13 protein-coding genes and 1 tRNA gene are annotated in these 13,904 nt (G+C 43.1%); 9 read left to right on the forward strand and 5 right to left on the reverse strand.

Features of this window, described 5'->3' with window-relative positions:
* On the forward strand, positions 1 to 167 hold a 167-nt coding region (locus BACFIN_RS21915), incomplete at its 5' end, for a transposase (RefSeq protein WP_007755801.1).
* Between the two features lie 35 nt (positions 168 to 202).
* Positions 203 to 535: a transposase gene (locus BACFIN_RS20920; protein WP_449374804.1), complete on the forward strand. Its 333-nt coding sequence runs from the start codon at positions 203 to 205 to the stop codon at positions 533 to 535.
* 208 nt (positions 536 to 743) lie between these two features.
* Here BACFIN_RS20920 and BACFIN_RS05975 read toward each other — a convergent pair.
* A tRNA-Met gene (locus BACFIN_RS05975) sits at positions 744 to 816 on the reverse strand.
* 237 nt (positions 817 to 1,053) lie between these two features.
* Between BACFIN_RS05975 and BACFIN_RS05970 the strand changes: the two genes are divergently transcribed.
* From BACFIN_RS05970 to BACFIN_RS05960, 3 genes are read left to right on the forward strand one after another with little or no spacing between them, the layout of a single operon-like run.
* On the forward strand, positions 1,054 to 1,644 hold the full coding sequence (locus BACFIN_RS05970; protein WP_004299903.1) for a TetR/AcrR family transcriptional regulator: 591 nt from the start codon (positions 1,054 to 1,056) through the stop codon (positions 1,642 to 1,644).
* Between the two features lie 16 nt (positions 1,645 to 1,660).
* Positions 1,661 to 2,407 carry a 3-oxoacyl-[acyl-carrier-protein] reductase gene (gene fabG, locus BACFIN_RS05965; protein ID WP_004299904.1) on the forward strand — a complete coding sequence of 249 codons (747 nt, stop codon included), beginning with the start codon at positions 1,661 to 1,663 and terminating at the stop codon, positions 2,405 to 2,407.
* A 9-nt stretch (positions 2,408 to 2,416) separates the two neighbouring features.
* Positions 2,417 to 3,106 carry an RluA family pseudouridine synthase gene (locus BACFIN_RS05960; protein WP_007755805.1) on the forward strand — a complete coding sequence of 230 codons (690 nt, stop codon included), beginning with the start codon at positions 2,417 to 2,419 and terminating at the stop codon, positions 3,104 to 3,106.
* A gap of 91 nt (positions 3,107 to 3,197) precedes the next feature.
* Here the strand turns inward: BACFIN_RS05960 and BACFIN_RS05955 are convergent, their stop codons facing one another.
* The 4 genes from BACFIN_RS05955 to BACFIN_RS05940 all read right to left on the reverse strand — a co-directional run bounded on the left by BACFIN_RS05955 (position 3,198) and on the right by BACFIN_RS05940 (position 8,025).
* Complete coding sequence (locus tag BACFIN_RS05955) at positions 3,198 to 4,151, reverse strand: endonuclease/exonuclease/phosphatase family protein (protein WP_007755807.1); 954 nt, start codon at positions 4,149 to 4,151, stop codon at positions 3,198 to 3,200.
* A gap of 237 nt (positions 4,152 to 4,388) precedes the next feature.
* Positions 4,389 to 4,655: a hypothetical protein gene (locus BACFIN_RS05950; RefSeq protein ID WP_007755811.1), complete on the reverse strand. Its 267-nt coding sequence runs from the start codon at positions 4,653 to 4,655 to the stop codon at positions 4,389 to 4,391.
* A 247-nt stretch (positions 4,656 to 4,902) separates the two neighbouring features.
* Positions 4,903 to 6,459, reverse strand: a complete 1,557-nt coding sequence (locus BACFIN_RS05945) for a sulfatase (protein WP_007755812.1) — start codon at positions 6,457 to 6,459, stop codon at positions 4,903 to 4,905.
* Between the two features lie 192 nt (positions 6,460 to 6,651).
* Positions 6,652 to 8,025, reverse strand: a complete 1,374-nt coding sequence (locus BACFIN_RS05940) for a sigma-54-dependent transcriptional regulator (RefSeq protein WP_007755827.1) — start codon at positions 8,023 to 8,025, stop codon at positions 6,652 to 6,654.
* An 87-nt stretch (positions 8,026 to 8,112) separates the two neighbouring features.
* Here BACFIN_RS05940 and BACFIN_RS05935 point away from each other — a divergent pair, with 87 nt between their 5' ends.
* The 4 genes from BACFIN_RS05935 to BACFIN_RS05920 are packed head-to-tail and all read left to right on the forward strand — an operon-like array spanning position 8,113 to position 13,886.
* Positions 8,113 to 8,952, forward strand: coding sequence for a peptidylprolyl isomerase (locus BACFIN_RS05935; protein WP_007755831.1), 840 nt, complete (start codon positions 8,113 to 8,115; stop codon positions 8,950 to 8,952).
* A 5-nt stretch (positions 8,953 to 8,957) separates the two neighbouring features.
* On the forward strand, positions 8,958 to 10,190 hold the full coding sequence (locus tag BACFIN_RS05930) for a M16 family metallopeptidase (protein WP_007755833.1): 1,233 nt from the start codon (positions 8,958 to 8,960) through the stop codon (positions 10,188 to 10,190).
* On the forward strand, positions 10,187 to 11,539 hold the full coding sequence (locus BACFIN_RS05925) for an MATE family efflux transporter (protein ID WP_007755835.1): 1,353 nt from the start codon (positions 10,187 to 10,189) through the stop codon (positions 11,537 to 11,539). The genes BACFIN_RS05930 and BACFIN_RS05925 overlap by 4 nt, the downstream gene beginning before the upstream one ends.
* A 19-nt stretch (positions 11,540 to 11,558) precedes the next feature.
* Positions 11,559 to 13,886, forward strand: a complete 2,328-nt coding sequence (locus tag BACFIN_RS05920) for an ATP-binding response regulator (protein ID WP_007755837.1) — start codon at positions 11,559 to 11,561, stop codon at positions 13,884 to 13,886.
* The last annotated feature ends 18 nt before the right edge of the window (positions 13,887 to 13,904 follow it).

The raw sequence follows: 13,904 nt of genomic DNA on the forward strand, positions 1-13,904 counted from the left end.
GTTCTATACAAACACATTATCTGGATATAATCAATTTCTTTGAAAGGAGGGCAACCAATGCCGCAGCAGAGTCATTCAATGCTAAAATCAAAGCATTTAGAGCACAGTTCAGAGGAGTAAGAGATAGAGCTTTTTTCTTATATAGACTTGCTAAATTATATGCTTAAATATAGAATCCCTCAGATTGTTACGTTGACCCGAAATTCTTTTCAAGGAATATCCCGATATAAAGAAAGGATATTATCTGTCTATGCGGTTAGGCTTAATCTATCATCAGTGTAAGTTTAAGGATATTGCTTTGACAAGGCTGGCAAGGTGGTATGATGAAGTAGATAAATCAGGGTTCCTCACCTTTGGAAGGGTCGCACGTTCTATACAAACACATTATCTGAATATAATCAATTTCTTTGAAAGGAGGGCAACCAATGCCGCAGCAGAGTCATTCAATGCTAAAATCAAAGCATTTAGAGCACAGTTCAGAAGAGTAAGAGATAGAGCTTTTTTCTTATATAGACTTGCTAAATTATATGCTTAAATATAGAATCCCTCAGATTGTTACGTTGACCCCAAAAAAGATAGAAGACTGGGAGAGTTGAACGAAAAAATCAAGAGAAAAGCTTTGCTTTACGTGAGCTTTTCTCTTGATTTTTTAGAAAGAGGAACATTTACTGAATATCCCTCAGTAAAGAAGAGCCGTCATAAAAAAGAAGAACCGCATTTCTGCGATTCTTCTTTTTCTTTAGTTGCGGAGATCCGACTCGAACGAATGACCTTTGGGTTATGAGCCCAACGAGCTACCAACTGCTCCACTCCGCGATGTTTAACGGGTGCAAAGGTACGGCTTTTTTTGAAACAAACAAATAATTCGCTGAATATTTTTCGAATAAATCATCACTTTTTTCTTATTAGGTTGATAATGAACGAAATAATGATGAAACTTTTTCTTAGCACCTATTAATATACAAATGTTAATATTCTCTCTGTTTTCTTGTATGGTCTAAAGAAAAGAATTACTTTTGCTCAAAATATTCAGCAATGTGCAATTTGTAACCTATGACCGTATCCAAGACAAAAGCCAAGTTAGTAGATGTAGCCCGTCAGCTTTTTGCAAAGATGGGGGTAGAAAATACGACTATGAACGATATCGCTCTTGCTTCTAAAAAAGGGAGACGAACGCTCTATACTTATTTTAAAAGTAAGGATGAAATCTATTTGGCTGTTGTGGAATCGGAATTGGATATTCTGTCGGATATGATGAAGCGGGTGGCCGAGAAAAATATCTCACCGGACGAGAAATTGTTGGAGATGATATATACCCGGTTGGACGCAGTAAAAGAGGTCGTCTATCGAAACGGAACACTGCGTGCTTATTTCTTCCGTGATATATGGCGGGTGGAAAAAGTTCGCAAGAAGTTTGATGCAAAGGAAGTCCAGCTCTTTAAAGCCGTTCTTCTGGAAGGACAGGCAAAAGGAGTTTTCCATATTGACGATGTGGAGATGACTGCCGACTTGATACATTATTGTGTGAAAGGAATTGAAGTTCCTTATATTCGAGGCCATATAGGTGCACATCTGGATGAAGATACAAGAAATAGATATGTGTCCAACATTGTGTTTGGCGCACTGCATAGAACAGAAATTTAATTAAATAACTTTTAGTATGGGATTATTAGACGGAAAAACAGCCATTGTAACCGGTGCTGCTCGCGGTATTGGTAAGGCTATCGCTCTTAAGTTTGCTGCCGAAGGCGCAAACATCGCATTTACTGACCTTGTCATTGACGAAAATGCAGAAAATACAGCTAAAGAATTGGAAGCAATGGGCGTGAAAGCCAAAGGTTACGCTTCTAACGCGGCTAACTTTGAAGATACTGCAAAGGTCGTTGAAGAAATCCATAAGGACTTCGGACGGATCGATATATTGGTAAACAATGCCGGTATCACTCGTGACGGTTTGATGATGCGCATGAGCGAACAGCAATGGGATATGGTAATCAACGTGAACCTGAAGTCTGCATTTAACTTCATCCATGCTTGTACACCTATCATGATGCGTCAAAAAGCTGGTAGCATTATCAATATGGCCTCTGTTGTAGGTGTTCACGGAAATGCAGGACAGGCTAACTATGCTGCTTCTAAAGCAGGTATGATTGCATTGGCTAAGTCTATCGCACAAGAGTTGGGTTCTCGCGGCATCCGTGCCAACGCTATCGCTCCGGGATTCATCCTGACAGACATGACAGCTGCTCTTTCTGACGAAGTAAGAGCTGAATGGGCAAAGAAAATTCCTTTGCGTCGTGGTGGTACTCCTGAAGATGTGGCAAACATCGCTACCTTCCTGGCTTCTGATATGTCTTCTTATGTGTCAGGTCAGGTGATTCAGGTAGATGGTGGTATGAATATGTAATCGAACAGAATGACTGTTGTATACGAAGACAACCATATCATTGTAGTCAACAAGACCGCTTCCGAGATTGTCCAGGCAGACAAGACGGGGGATACGCCGCTTTCGGAGACTGTGAAACAGTATCTGAAAGAGAAGTATCAGAAACCCGGAAATGTTTTCCTCGGTGTGACACACCGGCTGGACCGCCCCGTAAGCGGTCTTGTTATTTTTGCCAAAACGGGTAAGGCGCTGACAAGGCTCAACGAAATGTTTCGCACCAGTGAGGTGAAAAAGACTTATTGGGCGGTTGTGAAAAATGCTCCGCAAGAACCGGAAGGTGAACTGGTACATTTTCTTGTACGTAATGAAAAGCAGAACAAAAGTTATGCATACGACAAGGAAGTGCCGAACAGCAAGAAAGCGATTTTGCATTACCGGTTGATCGGTCATTCGGAGAATTACTATTTGCTCGAAGTCGATTTAAAAACCGGACGTCATCATCAGATTCGTTGTCAGCTGGCAAAAATGGGATGCCCTATCAAGGGAGATTTGAAATATGGCTCTCCACGCTCCAATCCGGATGGGAGCATTTGTCTGCATGCCCGGAGAGTACGGTTCATACATCCTGTCTCAAAAGAACTGATAGAGCTTGAAGCTCCTCTTCCCGAAGGAAATTTATGGAAAGGATTCACCATAGAGGACACAGAGAAAACTTATTGAAAATCAAAATAGAAAGAATTTTATAGCTCTGTATAATTTGTGTTCTCCATGGTGAGAACTTGCCAAACGAAAAACGTATGAGGCATAAAAATCATTTCTGTTGACGTTCGTCAAACTCCAGTTCGACCTTTACAGGAAAATGATCCGAAGGAGTACGGGCTTGATAAGCTTTGATGTCGATTTCTTCCGGGCAGTCGTTTGCATTCTCCTTCTCGCCGTTTCCTACTATACTACGGTAGGTATCTGTCAGTATCCCATATCTTTTTACATGAAAAGCCGGAGATACGAACACATGGTCGATACGACTTTTGGTAAAACTATTTGGGTCGAAACTATTGAAGGTTCCGTTTGTAGCATAGCGGAAATCGCATTTTTCGTATGAGTCGCAGAGCACTCCTTTTTCCACAAAGGCGTTGTATGACTGGTGAGTCTGGTCGACATTGAAGTCACCGGTTAAGATAGCTGGAAGATTTTTGCCTTTACCGAGCTCTTTCATCTTTTCCTGTACGAGATACGCACTTTCAACACGTGCTTTTTTGCCGATATGGTCCATGTGTAAATTGAAGAAAAGGAATTCAAAACCGGTATCTTTGCATTTGAAGTGACCCCAACTGCAAATACGCGGTAACACCGCATCCCAACCTTTGCTCGGCACATCCGGAGTTTCCGACAGCCAAAAATCGCCTTTCTCTATAATATCGAACTTGTCTGTACGATAGAAGATCGCGGAATGTTCGCCTTGAATTTTACCGTCATCACGGCCTACACCGATATAATCATAACCGGGAAGAGCTTCTTTCATATCTTTCAGTTGGTGAAGGAAACATTCTTGAGTTCCGAAAATATCAAAATCATGATATTGAACCATTTTGGCGATGACTGGGTAGCGTTGTCCCCAACCGTTTCCGTGGAGCGAATCGTTGCCGTTGGCGTTTCTTAAGTTGTAAGAAGCAACGGTGAATGTAGTAGGCTGATAGTTGCTTTGGCAACCGCAGAAGACTATCGTCGTAACAAGGGTAATTAGTAAAAGACTTTTAAGTTTCATGTTTTTATAGTTTGTTTGGTGGATAATTCATTGACCTCCAAAGGTACAATATTTTATTTAAAAGAAAGAAAGGAAAGCGCATCTTTTCCGGGGGGGATTATTTATTAAATAATAAAAAAGCCATCCCCGGAATAGACGAAAGTAGGGATGGCGGAATAGACGAAAGTAGGGATGGCTTTTTTTTGTAGTGTGCTTACTATTCTTCGGCAGACTATGTTTTGCATGTTGTTGGCAAGGTTATTCCTTGACAGGCACAGCCGGTTTGTCTTTGGATGCAGTGTCTGTGACAACTGTATCATTGACATTGGCGGCTAATGCAATCAGTGATGCCTTTGCAGGTGCGTCTTCTTTAGTTACAGTATCTTTTACTACTGTATCATTGACAACTGTCGCATTGATTTCTGTCGGGGCTGTCACAGCTTCCGCAGAACTCTGCGCCTTTACAAGGAATGAACCACCACAAACAAACATAAACATTGCTACTACTAATACTAATTTCTTCATAATCGTTTGCTTTAATGATAATTAGACATATGTTTTCAATTCTCTCTCTTGTGTTAAGGAATTGGTTATTGCTTTTTCGCTAACGTCTAATTAAAGATCAAAGCGTGTGCCAAAATAGAAGAATGTATGGTAAGTGGTTGATAAATAGAGATATGTGGAAATAGAACCAATCAGGATGTTGGGGAAGTGTGTATGGGGAGTGTGGAATTATTCCACACTCCCCGCCACAAATCTTTTGTCTGGTTATCTATTTTACTTCATCCGGCCAGGGACAAGGTTTGCCGGTGGCATTGAAAGCGGGCCGCTGTGCGTCTACTTTTCTTAGATAGCTGCCCAGCTCTTTAGAAAGTTTCTTCACGATGTCCGGATGCTGTGCACTGAGATCGTTACTTTCGCCTATATCATCAGAGATATTGAACAACTCTTTCTTGCCTGTTCCATAGTAATAAATCAATTTCCAGTCACTGTTGCGGACCGCGCAATTGAAGTTGATTCCGGGACCGTCATTTCCCCAGTTGTTCGGCATATTCCAGAAAAGGCTCCGGCCTTTGGAAGGATTGCCCGTCTGTTTCAACAGAGGGACAAAACTGATACCGTCTATCGGCTGAACTGTTTTGTATTTTTTGATTCCTGCCATTTCGAGGATCGTGGGGTAGAAATCTTCGATCAACAGATACTTGTCACATTTGCTTCCCGGAGCTACTACTCCCGGCCAACTGACAATCATCGGTTCGCGGATACCGCCTTCATAAGTAGAACCTTTACCACTGTTCAATGGATAATTCTGTGTATGCAGCTTGCCGTCACGCCATCCGGATTCGGATGCAAGTCCTCCGTTATCACTCATAAAAATGATAATAGTGTTGTTGGCTTCTCCATTCTTTTCCAGCCAGTTCATTAAATCACCTAAACTTTTATCCATTCCTTCAATCAGTGTGGCATAAGCAGCTTCATGGTCTGTCATTCCTTTTTTCTTGTACTTCTCATAGAAGCGCATATCTTTGTTCAAAGGAATGTGGATGGCATATTGCGACATATACAAATAGAAAGGCTGATTATACTTTTTCGCTTTATCCAGTGCTTTAATGGCTTCCAACGTCAATGCTTCAGTTACAAAGGTTTCCGTTCCCCAATATTTCTCTAATCCGGGAACAGACATCAGTGATACCGCTTTCCCATTTTTGGTATGTCCGTAGTTCTCTTCTCCTAGGTAACTGGCAAGTCCACCGGCCGCATGTCCGGCAATATTTACCTCGAATCCCCAATGATGCGGATCTTCCCCTGGAGTATCTATTGCTCCGAAATGGGCTTTTCCACAATGTATAGTATGATAACCGCTGTTCTTTAGCAGTTGCACGAAGGAGGTTCCTACGAAAGTATGATTAGTGCCGGACACTTGACTTACTCCATTGTAATTCCAGTCAGGGACTGCCAGAATGCTATCTTTACGGTCTGTCATTGTATTCTTTTGCAGCGTCCAGTTAGTTACTCGGTGACGTGCAGCGTTGGTTCCGGTGATGAGGCTGCACCGGGTAGGAGAACTGATACTGTTGGCATACGCTTGAGTAAACATCATTCCCTGTTTGGCTAACCGCTCCATATTGGGGGTCTCGTACAATTCGTTATAGTGTGTCTTCTGTGTCCAGAATGGGAGTGAAGTATCCTGCCATCCCATATCGTCTACCATAAAGAGAATGATATTTGGACGTTTGTCCGCGTGTTCTATTTGCATATTGCTTTGTGCTTGCAGATTGGTTGCTGCGAGTGGCACAAATACAAGGGGTAATAATGTTTTTTTATTCATGGGGGCATTTTATTCTATGGAATATGCATTAATATTAACAATATCTGGTAATGCGATAGATTCGGTTAAAGATAAGTTCGAGCACTACAAAAAGGAATCATTTCTCACCGTGATGAGAATAAATACTCATAGTAGTGAGAACTTTTTCTCATATGCATGAGAATACTTGAGAAAATGCAAGAACGTAACTTGTTACAAATCAATATTGTATAATTTCAATTTATTATATAAAGTCTTCCGATCAATATTCAGTAATTGCGCTGCTTTGCTCTTGTTGTTTCCTGTTTGGCGTAGTGCCTCTAAAATATGCTCTTTTTCAGTCTCTTCATTGCGTAATGCAATGCTTGTATTGTTGGATGCAGGAGTTTCTAAGAGCTCGGTTCCCAATTCCGATAAAGTAATGAAACTGCTTTGTGCCAATAAAGTCGCTCTTTTGACTATGTTCTTCATTTGGCGCAAATTTCCCGGCCAATGATAATTCATTAAAGCTTGTGATGCTTTTGTATCAAAGCCGATCAGATGTTTATCCAGTTCTTTGTTTGCCAGATCAAGAAAGAAATTTGCAAAAAGCAAAATATCCTCTTTCCGCTCTTTCAAGTCAGGTATCCGCAGAGTGAACTCATTGATACGATGATAAAGATCTTCACGGAAAGTGCCTTTTTCGATGGCTTGTTCCAGATTCTCATTGGTGGCGGACACCAGACGGATATCTACCGATATTTCCTGTGTAGAGCCTACTGGACGTATTTTTCGTTCCTGTAAAGCACGGAGTAGTTGTATCTGCACCTCATAACTGAGGTTCCCGATTTCATCCAGGAAAATAGTCCCTCCGTTGGCTGCGACGAAAGCACCGGTTTTATCAGTCAACGCACCTGTAAACGACCCTTTCACATGACCGAAGAACTCCGAAGCCGCCAGTTCTTTCGGGATGGAGCCGCAGTCTACAGCGACAAACGGCTTATCGCTTCGTTTGCTAAGTTGGTGAATGCGGTGCGCCACATATTCTTTTCCGGTTCCGCTGGAACCGTTGATGAGTACGGACATATTGGTCGGGGCTACCAGGCCAACGTAATTGTAGAGTTGCTTGGCTGCGTCACTTTCTCCTTCTAGGTAGGCACAGTTGTTTTCTGTAGAATCTTTAGATGAAGCAGTAGGGCCTTTTTTAGAAGACGATTTAGCTGTATTATGAATAACAGAATCCTCTCCGGACTGTAAAGCTTCAGATATCTTCTTCAGTAATTCTCCCGGATTCACGGGTTTGGCAATATAATCCCGTGCTCCGAGTTTCATTGCCAGTACAGCGGACTGGATATCCGCATAACCAGTCATAATGATCAGAGGAATGGCTTTTCCCTGTTCATTCATCCATTTCAGTAAATCGATGCCTTCATGATCGGGCAACCGCAGATCTGATAATATTAAATCTACAGTTTGGCTTTCGATATGCTTCCGGGCACGTGCAATGGTACTTACTGATGATACTTCAAATCCTTTTTTGCCTAGCCAGGTTTTGAGCATCATTCCAAAAGTTATATCATCTTCAACGATCAATATGGATCTCATCATGTCAGGTTTTGATTCTTTTAAGTCACAAAGGTAAGAGGATTTAGGCGAAAGTGGTATATTTGCAAACTTAAATTAAATAAAAGCGTTATGAAAAAGATTGTATTGATATTATTAACCATATCGTTTTGCGGACTTATTGCCTGCAAGACCGGAACTAAAAAAGGAGAAGACATGGATAAAGAAACATTGGTAAAGATTGAGACAACTGCGGGAGACATCAAAGTGAAGTTGTATAATGAGACTCCCAAACATCGTGATAATTTTATTAAATTGGTGAAAGACGGAATGTATGAAGGTACACTGTTTCATCGCGTTATCAAAGATTTTATGATTCAGGCGGGTGACCCGGATTCGAAGAATGCTCCGAAGGGCAAGATGTTGGGTGCCGGTGATGTAGGTTACACCATTCCGGCAGAATTTGTATATCCGAAATTCTTCCATAAGAAAGGCGCTCTTTCGGCGGCCCGTCAAGGAGATAATGTGAACCCGAAGAAAGAGTCTTCCGGCTGTCAGTTCTATATCGTGACAGGAAAAGTCTACAATGATTCTACGTTGTTAAGTATGGAGAGCCAGATGAATGAGAATAAGATTAATGTTATTTTCAATACATTGGCGCAGAAGCACATGAAAGAAATTTATAAGATGCGGAAAGCAAACGATGAAGACGGGCTTTATGACTTGCAGGAAAAACTGTTTGCAGAAGCACAGGAGATAGCTGCCAAGCAACCGGAATTTCATTTCACTCCGGAGCAGATTGAAGCATATACTACGGTAGGCGGTACCCCGCATCTGGATGGTGAGTATACCGTATTCGGCGAAGTAGTGGAAGGGATGGATGTAGTAGACAAAATCCAGCAGGTAAAAACCGACCGTAGCGACCGTCCTGAAGAAGATGTGAAGATAATAAAAGCGACCATACTTGACTAAATGATATGAAAATCAACAGGCATATTCTTGACAATGGATTGCGTCTGGTGCATTCGCAGGATGAAAGTACGCAGATGGTAGCCCTTAATATATTATATAAGGTGGGAGCTCGTGATGAGCATCCCGAACATACCGGTTTCGCGCATTTGTTTGAACATTTGATGTTCGGCGGCTCGGTCAACATTCCCGATTATGATATGCCGCTCCAATTGGCGGGTGGGGAGAATAATGCCTGGACGAATAATGATATTACCAACTATTACCTCACTGTTCCCCGCCAGAATGTGGAAACCGGCTTTTGGCTGGAGTCAGACCGTATGCTGAGCCTCGATTTCAGTGAACGGAGTCTGGAAGTGCAACGGGGAGTGGTAATGGAAGAGTTTAAGCAGCGTTGCCTGAATCAGCCTTATGGAGATGTAGGGCATCTCCTGAGGCCATTGGCTTACCGGTCGCACCCTTACCAATGGCCTACCATCGGTAAGGAACTGTCGCATATCGCCAATGCAACGTTGGAGGAGGTGAAAGCATTCTTTTTCCGATTTTATGCTCCGAATAATGCGATACTGGCTGTCACCGGCAACATCTCTTTCGAGGAGGCAGTGACACTGACAGAGAAATGGTTCGGCCCTATTCCCCATCGGGAGGTTCCTCAACGGAACTTGCCGCAGGAACCGGAACAGACGGAAGAACGACGATTAACGGTAGAGCGGAATGTTCCTCTTGATGCGTTGTTCATGGGATATCATATGTGTGACCATCATCACCCTGATTACTATGCCTTTGATATCCTTTCGGATATATTAAGCAACGGGCGTTCCAGCCGCCTGAACCAGCGTCTCGTACAAGAAAGGCAGTTATTTTCAAGTATTGACGCTTATATATCCGGCAGTGTAGACGCGGGTTTGTTCCATATTGCCGGAAAGCCGTCGGCAGGCGTGGCACTGGAACAGGCGGAAGCTGCCGTTCGGGAAGAATTGGATCGCCTGCAACAGGAACTTGTCAGTGAGCAGGAGTTGGAAAAAGTAAAGAACAAATTTGAGTCTACTCAGATATTCGGTAATATTAATTATTTGAATGTAGCGACTAATCTTGCCTGGTTCGAACTGCTCGGACGGGCGGAAAGCATGGAGCGGGAGGTGGAACGTTATCGTTCCGTCACTGCGGGACAGTTGCAGGCTGTAGCCCAATCGGCTTTCCGGCGGGAGAACGGGGTTATACTCTATTATAAAAGTAAATGAGAAATATTTATAGAACATACAGAGAGCATTACAAGGCATTATTCTACCTTGGACTTCCTATTGTCATCGGACAGATAGGAGTGATCATACTTGGATTCGCAGATACGTTGATGATCGGTCACCATAGCACGATAGAGTTGGGCGCGGCTTCTTTCGTGAATAATGTGTTTAATCTGGCTATTATTTTCAGTACGGGATTCTCGTACGGGTTGACACCTATCGTGGGAGGGCTGTATGGAACTCACCAATTTGCCCCTGCCGGACAGGCATTGCGCAATAGTTTGCTGGCCAATCTGATGGTTGCGCTTCTGCTGACTATATGTATGACGCTGTTATTCCTGAATATAGAGCGTCTCGGTCAACCGGAGGAATTGATTCCTCTGATTAAACCTTATTATCTGGTTTTACTTGCTTCTTTGGTGTTTGTTATGCTTTTCAATGGCTTCAAGCAATTTACGGATGGAATTACAGATACTAAAACAGCCATGTGGATCTTGCTTGGCGGAAATGTATTGAACATCATCGGAAACTATATTCTGATTTATGGAAAGCTCGGCTTTCCTGAATTGGGATTGTTGGGAGCAGGTATCAGTACTCTGTTTTCACGTATAGTGATGGTCGTTGTCTTTGTAATCATCTTTATGCGTAGTCCGCGCTTCATTCGTTATAAGGTCGGCTTTTTCCGTTTGGGATGGTCGCGTGCTGTTTTCAGCCGTTTGAACGGATTAGGATGGCCGGTTGCCTTTCAGATGGGAATGGAGACGGCTTCCTTCAGTCTGAGTGCCATCATGATTGGCTGGTTGGGGACGATTGCGTTAGCTTCCCATCAAGTCATGTTGGCAATTTCACAATTTACTTTTATGATGTACTACGGGATGGGAGCTGCCGTTGCTGTCCGGGTCAGTAACTTCAATGGTCAGGATGATATGGTGAATGTGCGTCGTTCCGCCTATGCCGGTTTCCATCTGATGATGGCATTGGGTGTCGTGTTGTCTTTCATTGTTTTTCTTTGTCGGAATTATCTGGGAGGTTGGTTTACCGACAGTTCTGAAGTTGCCGCTATGGTTACTTCGTTAATATTTCCTTTCCTTATCTACCAGTTTGGCGACGGCTTGCAGATCACTTTTGCCAACGCTTTGCGTGGAATTGCAGACGTAAAACTGATGATGGTCATCGCTTTTATCGCTTATTTCATTATCTCGTTGCCCGTAGGCTATTTTTGCGGTTTCGTGATGGGATGGGGTGTTGTAGGCGTATGGATGGCGTTCCCTTTTGGACTGACAAGTGCAGGGCTGATGCTTTGGTGGCGTTTCCACTACATGACGAAACAGCCTGCCCTCCGACAATAACTTGTAATTCGTTGTTCCTATGGCTTCCTACCGTTCTACAAAACTCAAAATAACCATTGGTTACACTTTGCTATTGGCTATTCTTCTTTTCTCGTTGGTGTTTGTGCATCGTGAGATGGAAGCGTTATCGGCTGCGGACAACCAGCAGAATTTGCGTACGGATAGCTTGTTGGCCCTTCTCCATGAGAAAGACCGGAATACAATTCAAATGTTACGAGTGCTGAGCGAAGCGAACGATAGCCTTCTTTCTGCATCGGAGATTAAGGAAATTATTTCCGAACAGGATTCCGTCATTACCTACCAACGGGTACAACATCGTGTCATAACCAAACGCGATTCTCTGCTGACTGCTCCGAAGAAGAAAGGTTTCTTCAAGAGGTTAGCGGAAGTATTTGTCCCTTCCAAACAGGATAGTGCCGTACTTGTCAACACTTCTTTGGAGGTAGCTACGGATACGATTCTGGAACCTGCCACTTCTAAGGATTCCTTGCAGCAAAAAATCCGTATGGCTACGGAGGAAAAACGTTTGCAACGGAAAAAGACCATCCGGCGTACCAGTACGAAGTATCAGCGGATGAATACACAGTTGACTGCAAGAATGGATAGCTTGATAAAGGGTTATGAGGAAGAAATGACTCAGCGTGCACTCCAGGATGCGGAGCAGCAACAAGCAGTAAGGATGCGTTCGGCACGTACTATTTCGGGAATCGCTATTGGGGCGGTGTTTCTGTCTGCCTTTTTCTTGATATTGATCATACGCGATATATCTCGGAGCAACCGCTATCGTCGACAACTGGAGGAAGCCAACAAGCGGGCGGAGGATTTGCTTGTCGCCCGTGAAAAGTTAATGCTTGCCATTACTCATGACTTTAAAGCGCCGTTAGGCTCTATTATGGGGTATACCGAACTGCTATCCCGGTTGACTCGGGATGAACGGCAGCGTTTCTATCTTGAAAATATGAAGAGTTCTTCGGAACATCTCTTGAAGTTAGTCAGTGACCTGCTCGATTTTCATCGGCTCGACCTTAATAAAGCGGAGGTGAATCGCGTCACCTTTAATCCTTCGCAGCTATTTGATGAAATTTATATTAGTTTTGAGCCTTTGACTGCCGCCAAAGGATTGACTTTACAAAGTAATGTCGCTTCCGATTTGAATGGGAGATTTATTAGTGACCCTTTGCGTCTCCGTCAGATTGTGAACAACCTTTTATCCAATGCCGTTAAGTTCACTCAAAAAGGTAAGATAACATTGACGGCTACATACGACTCTTCAAAGTTGACAATAGCCATCGCAGATACCGGAAAAGGGATGGCTCCGTCAGACTGGGAACGCATCTTTCAGGAATTTACTCGTTTGTCCGGTGCACAAGGTGAAGAGGGGTTCGGGCTCGGATTGTCCATCGTGAAGAAACTGGTAACTTTACTCGAAGGAGAAATTGATGTGCAAAGCACACCGGGAGAAGGAAGTTGCTTTACGGTGATTCTTCCTCTTTATCCGGTGGGGAAATCGGTAACGGAGGGTGAACTCTCGGAAAGTGATAAAGGGGAATCTATCCAAGAGCCAGCTACCATTCTTCCGATGAAGGTGATCCGTGTTCTTTTGATTGATGACGATAAAATCCAACTCAGCTTGACGGCAGCTATGCTGAAACAGCACGGCATTGATGCTGTTTGTTGCGAGCAATTGGAGGAACTTATAGAACAACTTCGCACTTCTGTTTTTGATGTATTACTGACCGATATACAAATGCCGGCCATCAATGGTTTTGATTTGGTGAAACTACTTCGTGCTTCCAATATTCCACAGGCAAAAACGATCCCCGTGATTGCTGTTACTGCTCGTAGTGAGATGGATAAGGCGGCGTTGTACGAACATGGATTTGCCGGATGTCTGCATAAACCATTTACGGTAAAGGAATTGTTGCAGACGATCAATGAAGGACAATTGGTTGCGGATGAGGCGCATATCACAGAAGATATGGGGAGCGGATTGATGAATTTCTCCGCATTGACAGTTTATTCGGAGGACGACCCGGAGGCGGCGTGTTCCATTATTGAGACTTTCATCGAAGAAACTGAGAAAAATATTGATATAGTACAACAAGCCTTAGACAATGAAGATACGGACGGAATAGCTGCTATGGCTCATAAACTTCTTCCGCTTTTCACACTGATTGGCGCATCCGAAACAATTGCTCCTTTAAAATATTTGGAAAGTTGTCGTGGAGAGATGTTCGTTGACGAGATAAAGCAAACAACACTTACAGTGCTGGCAACGGTTCCGCATATAATTAGTGAGGCAAAAGAGTATCTTTCTTATCGTTATCCAAACCTTTTCTCAAAATAATTTGTTTACTTTGTGTCT

The sequence above is a fragment of the Bacteroides finegoldii DSM 17565 genome, assembly GCF_000156195.1.
GTDB classification, from domain to species: domain Bacteria; phylum Bacteroidota; class Bacteroidia; order Bacteroidales; family Bacteroidaceae; genus Bacteroides; species Bacteroides finegoldii.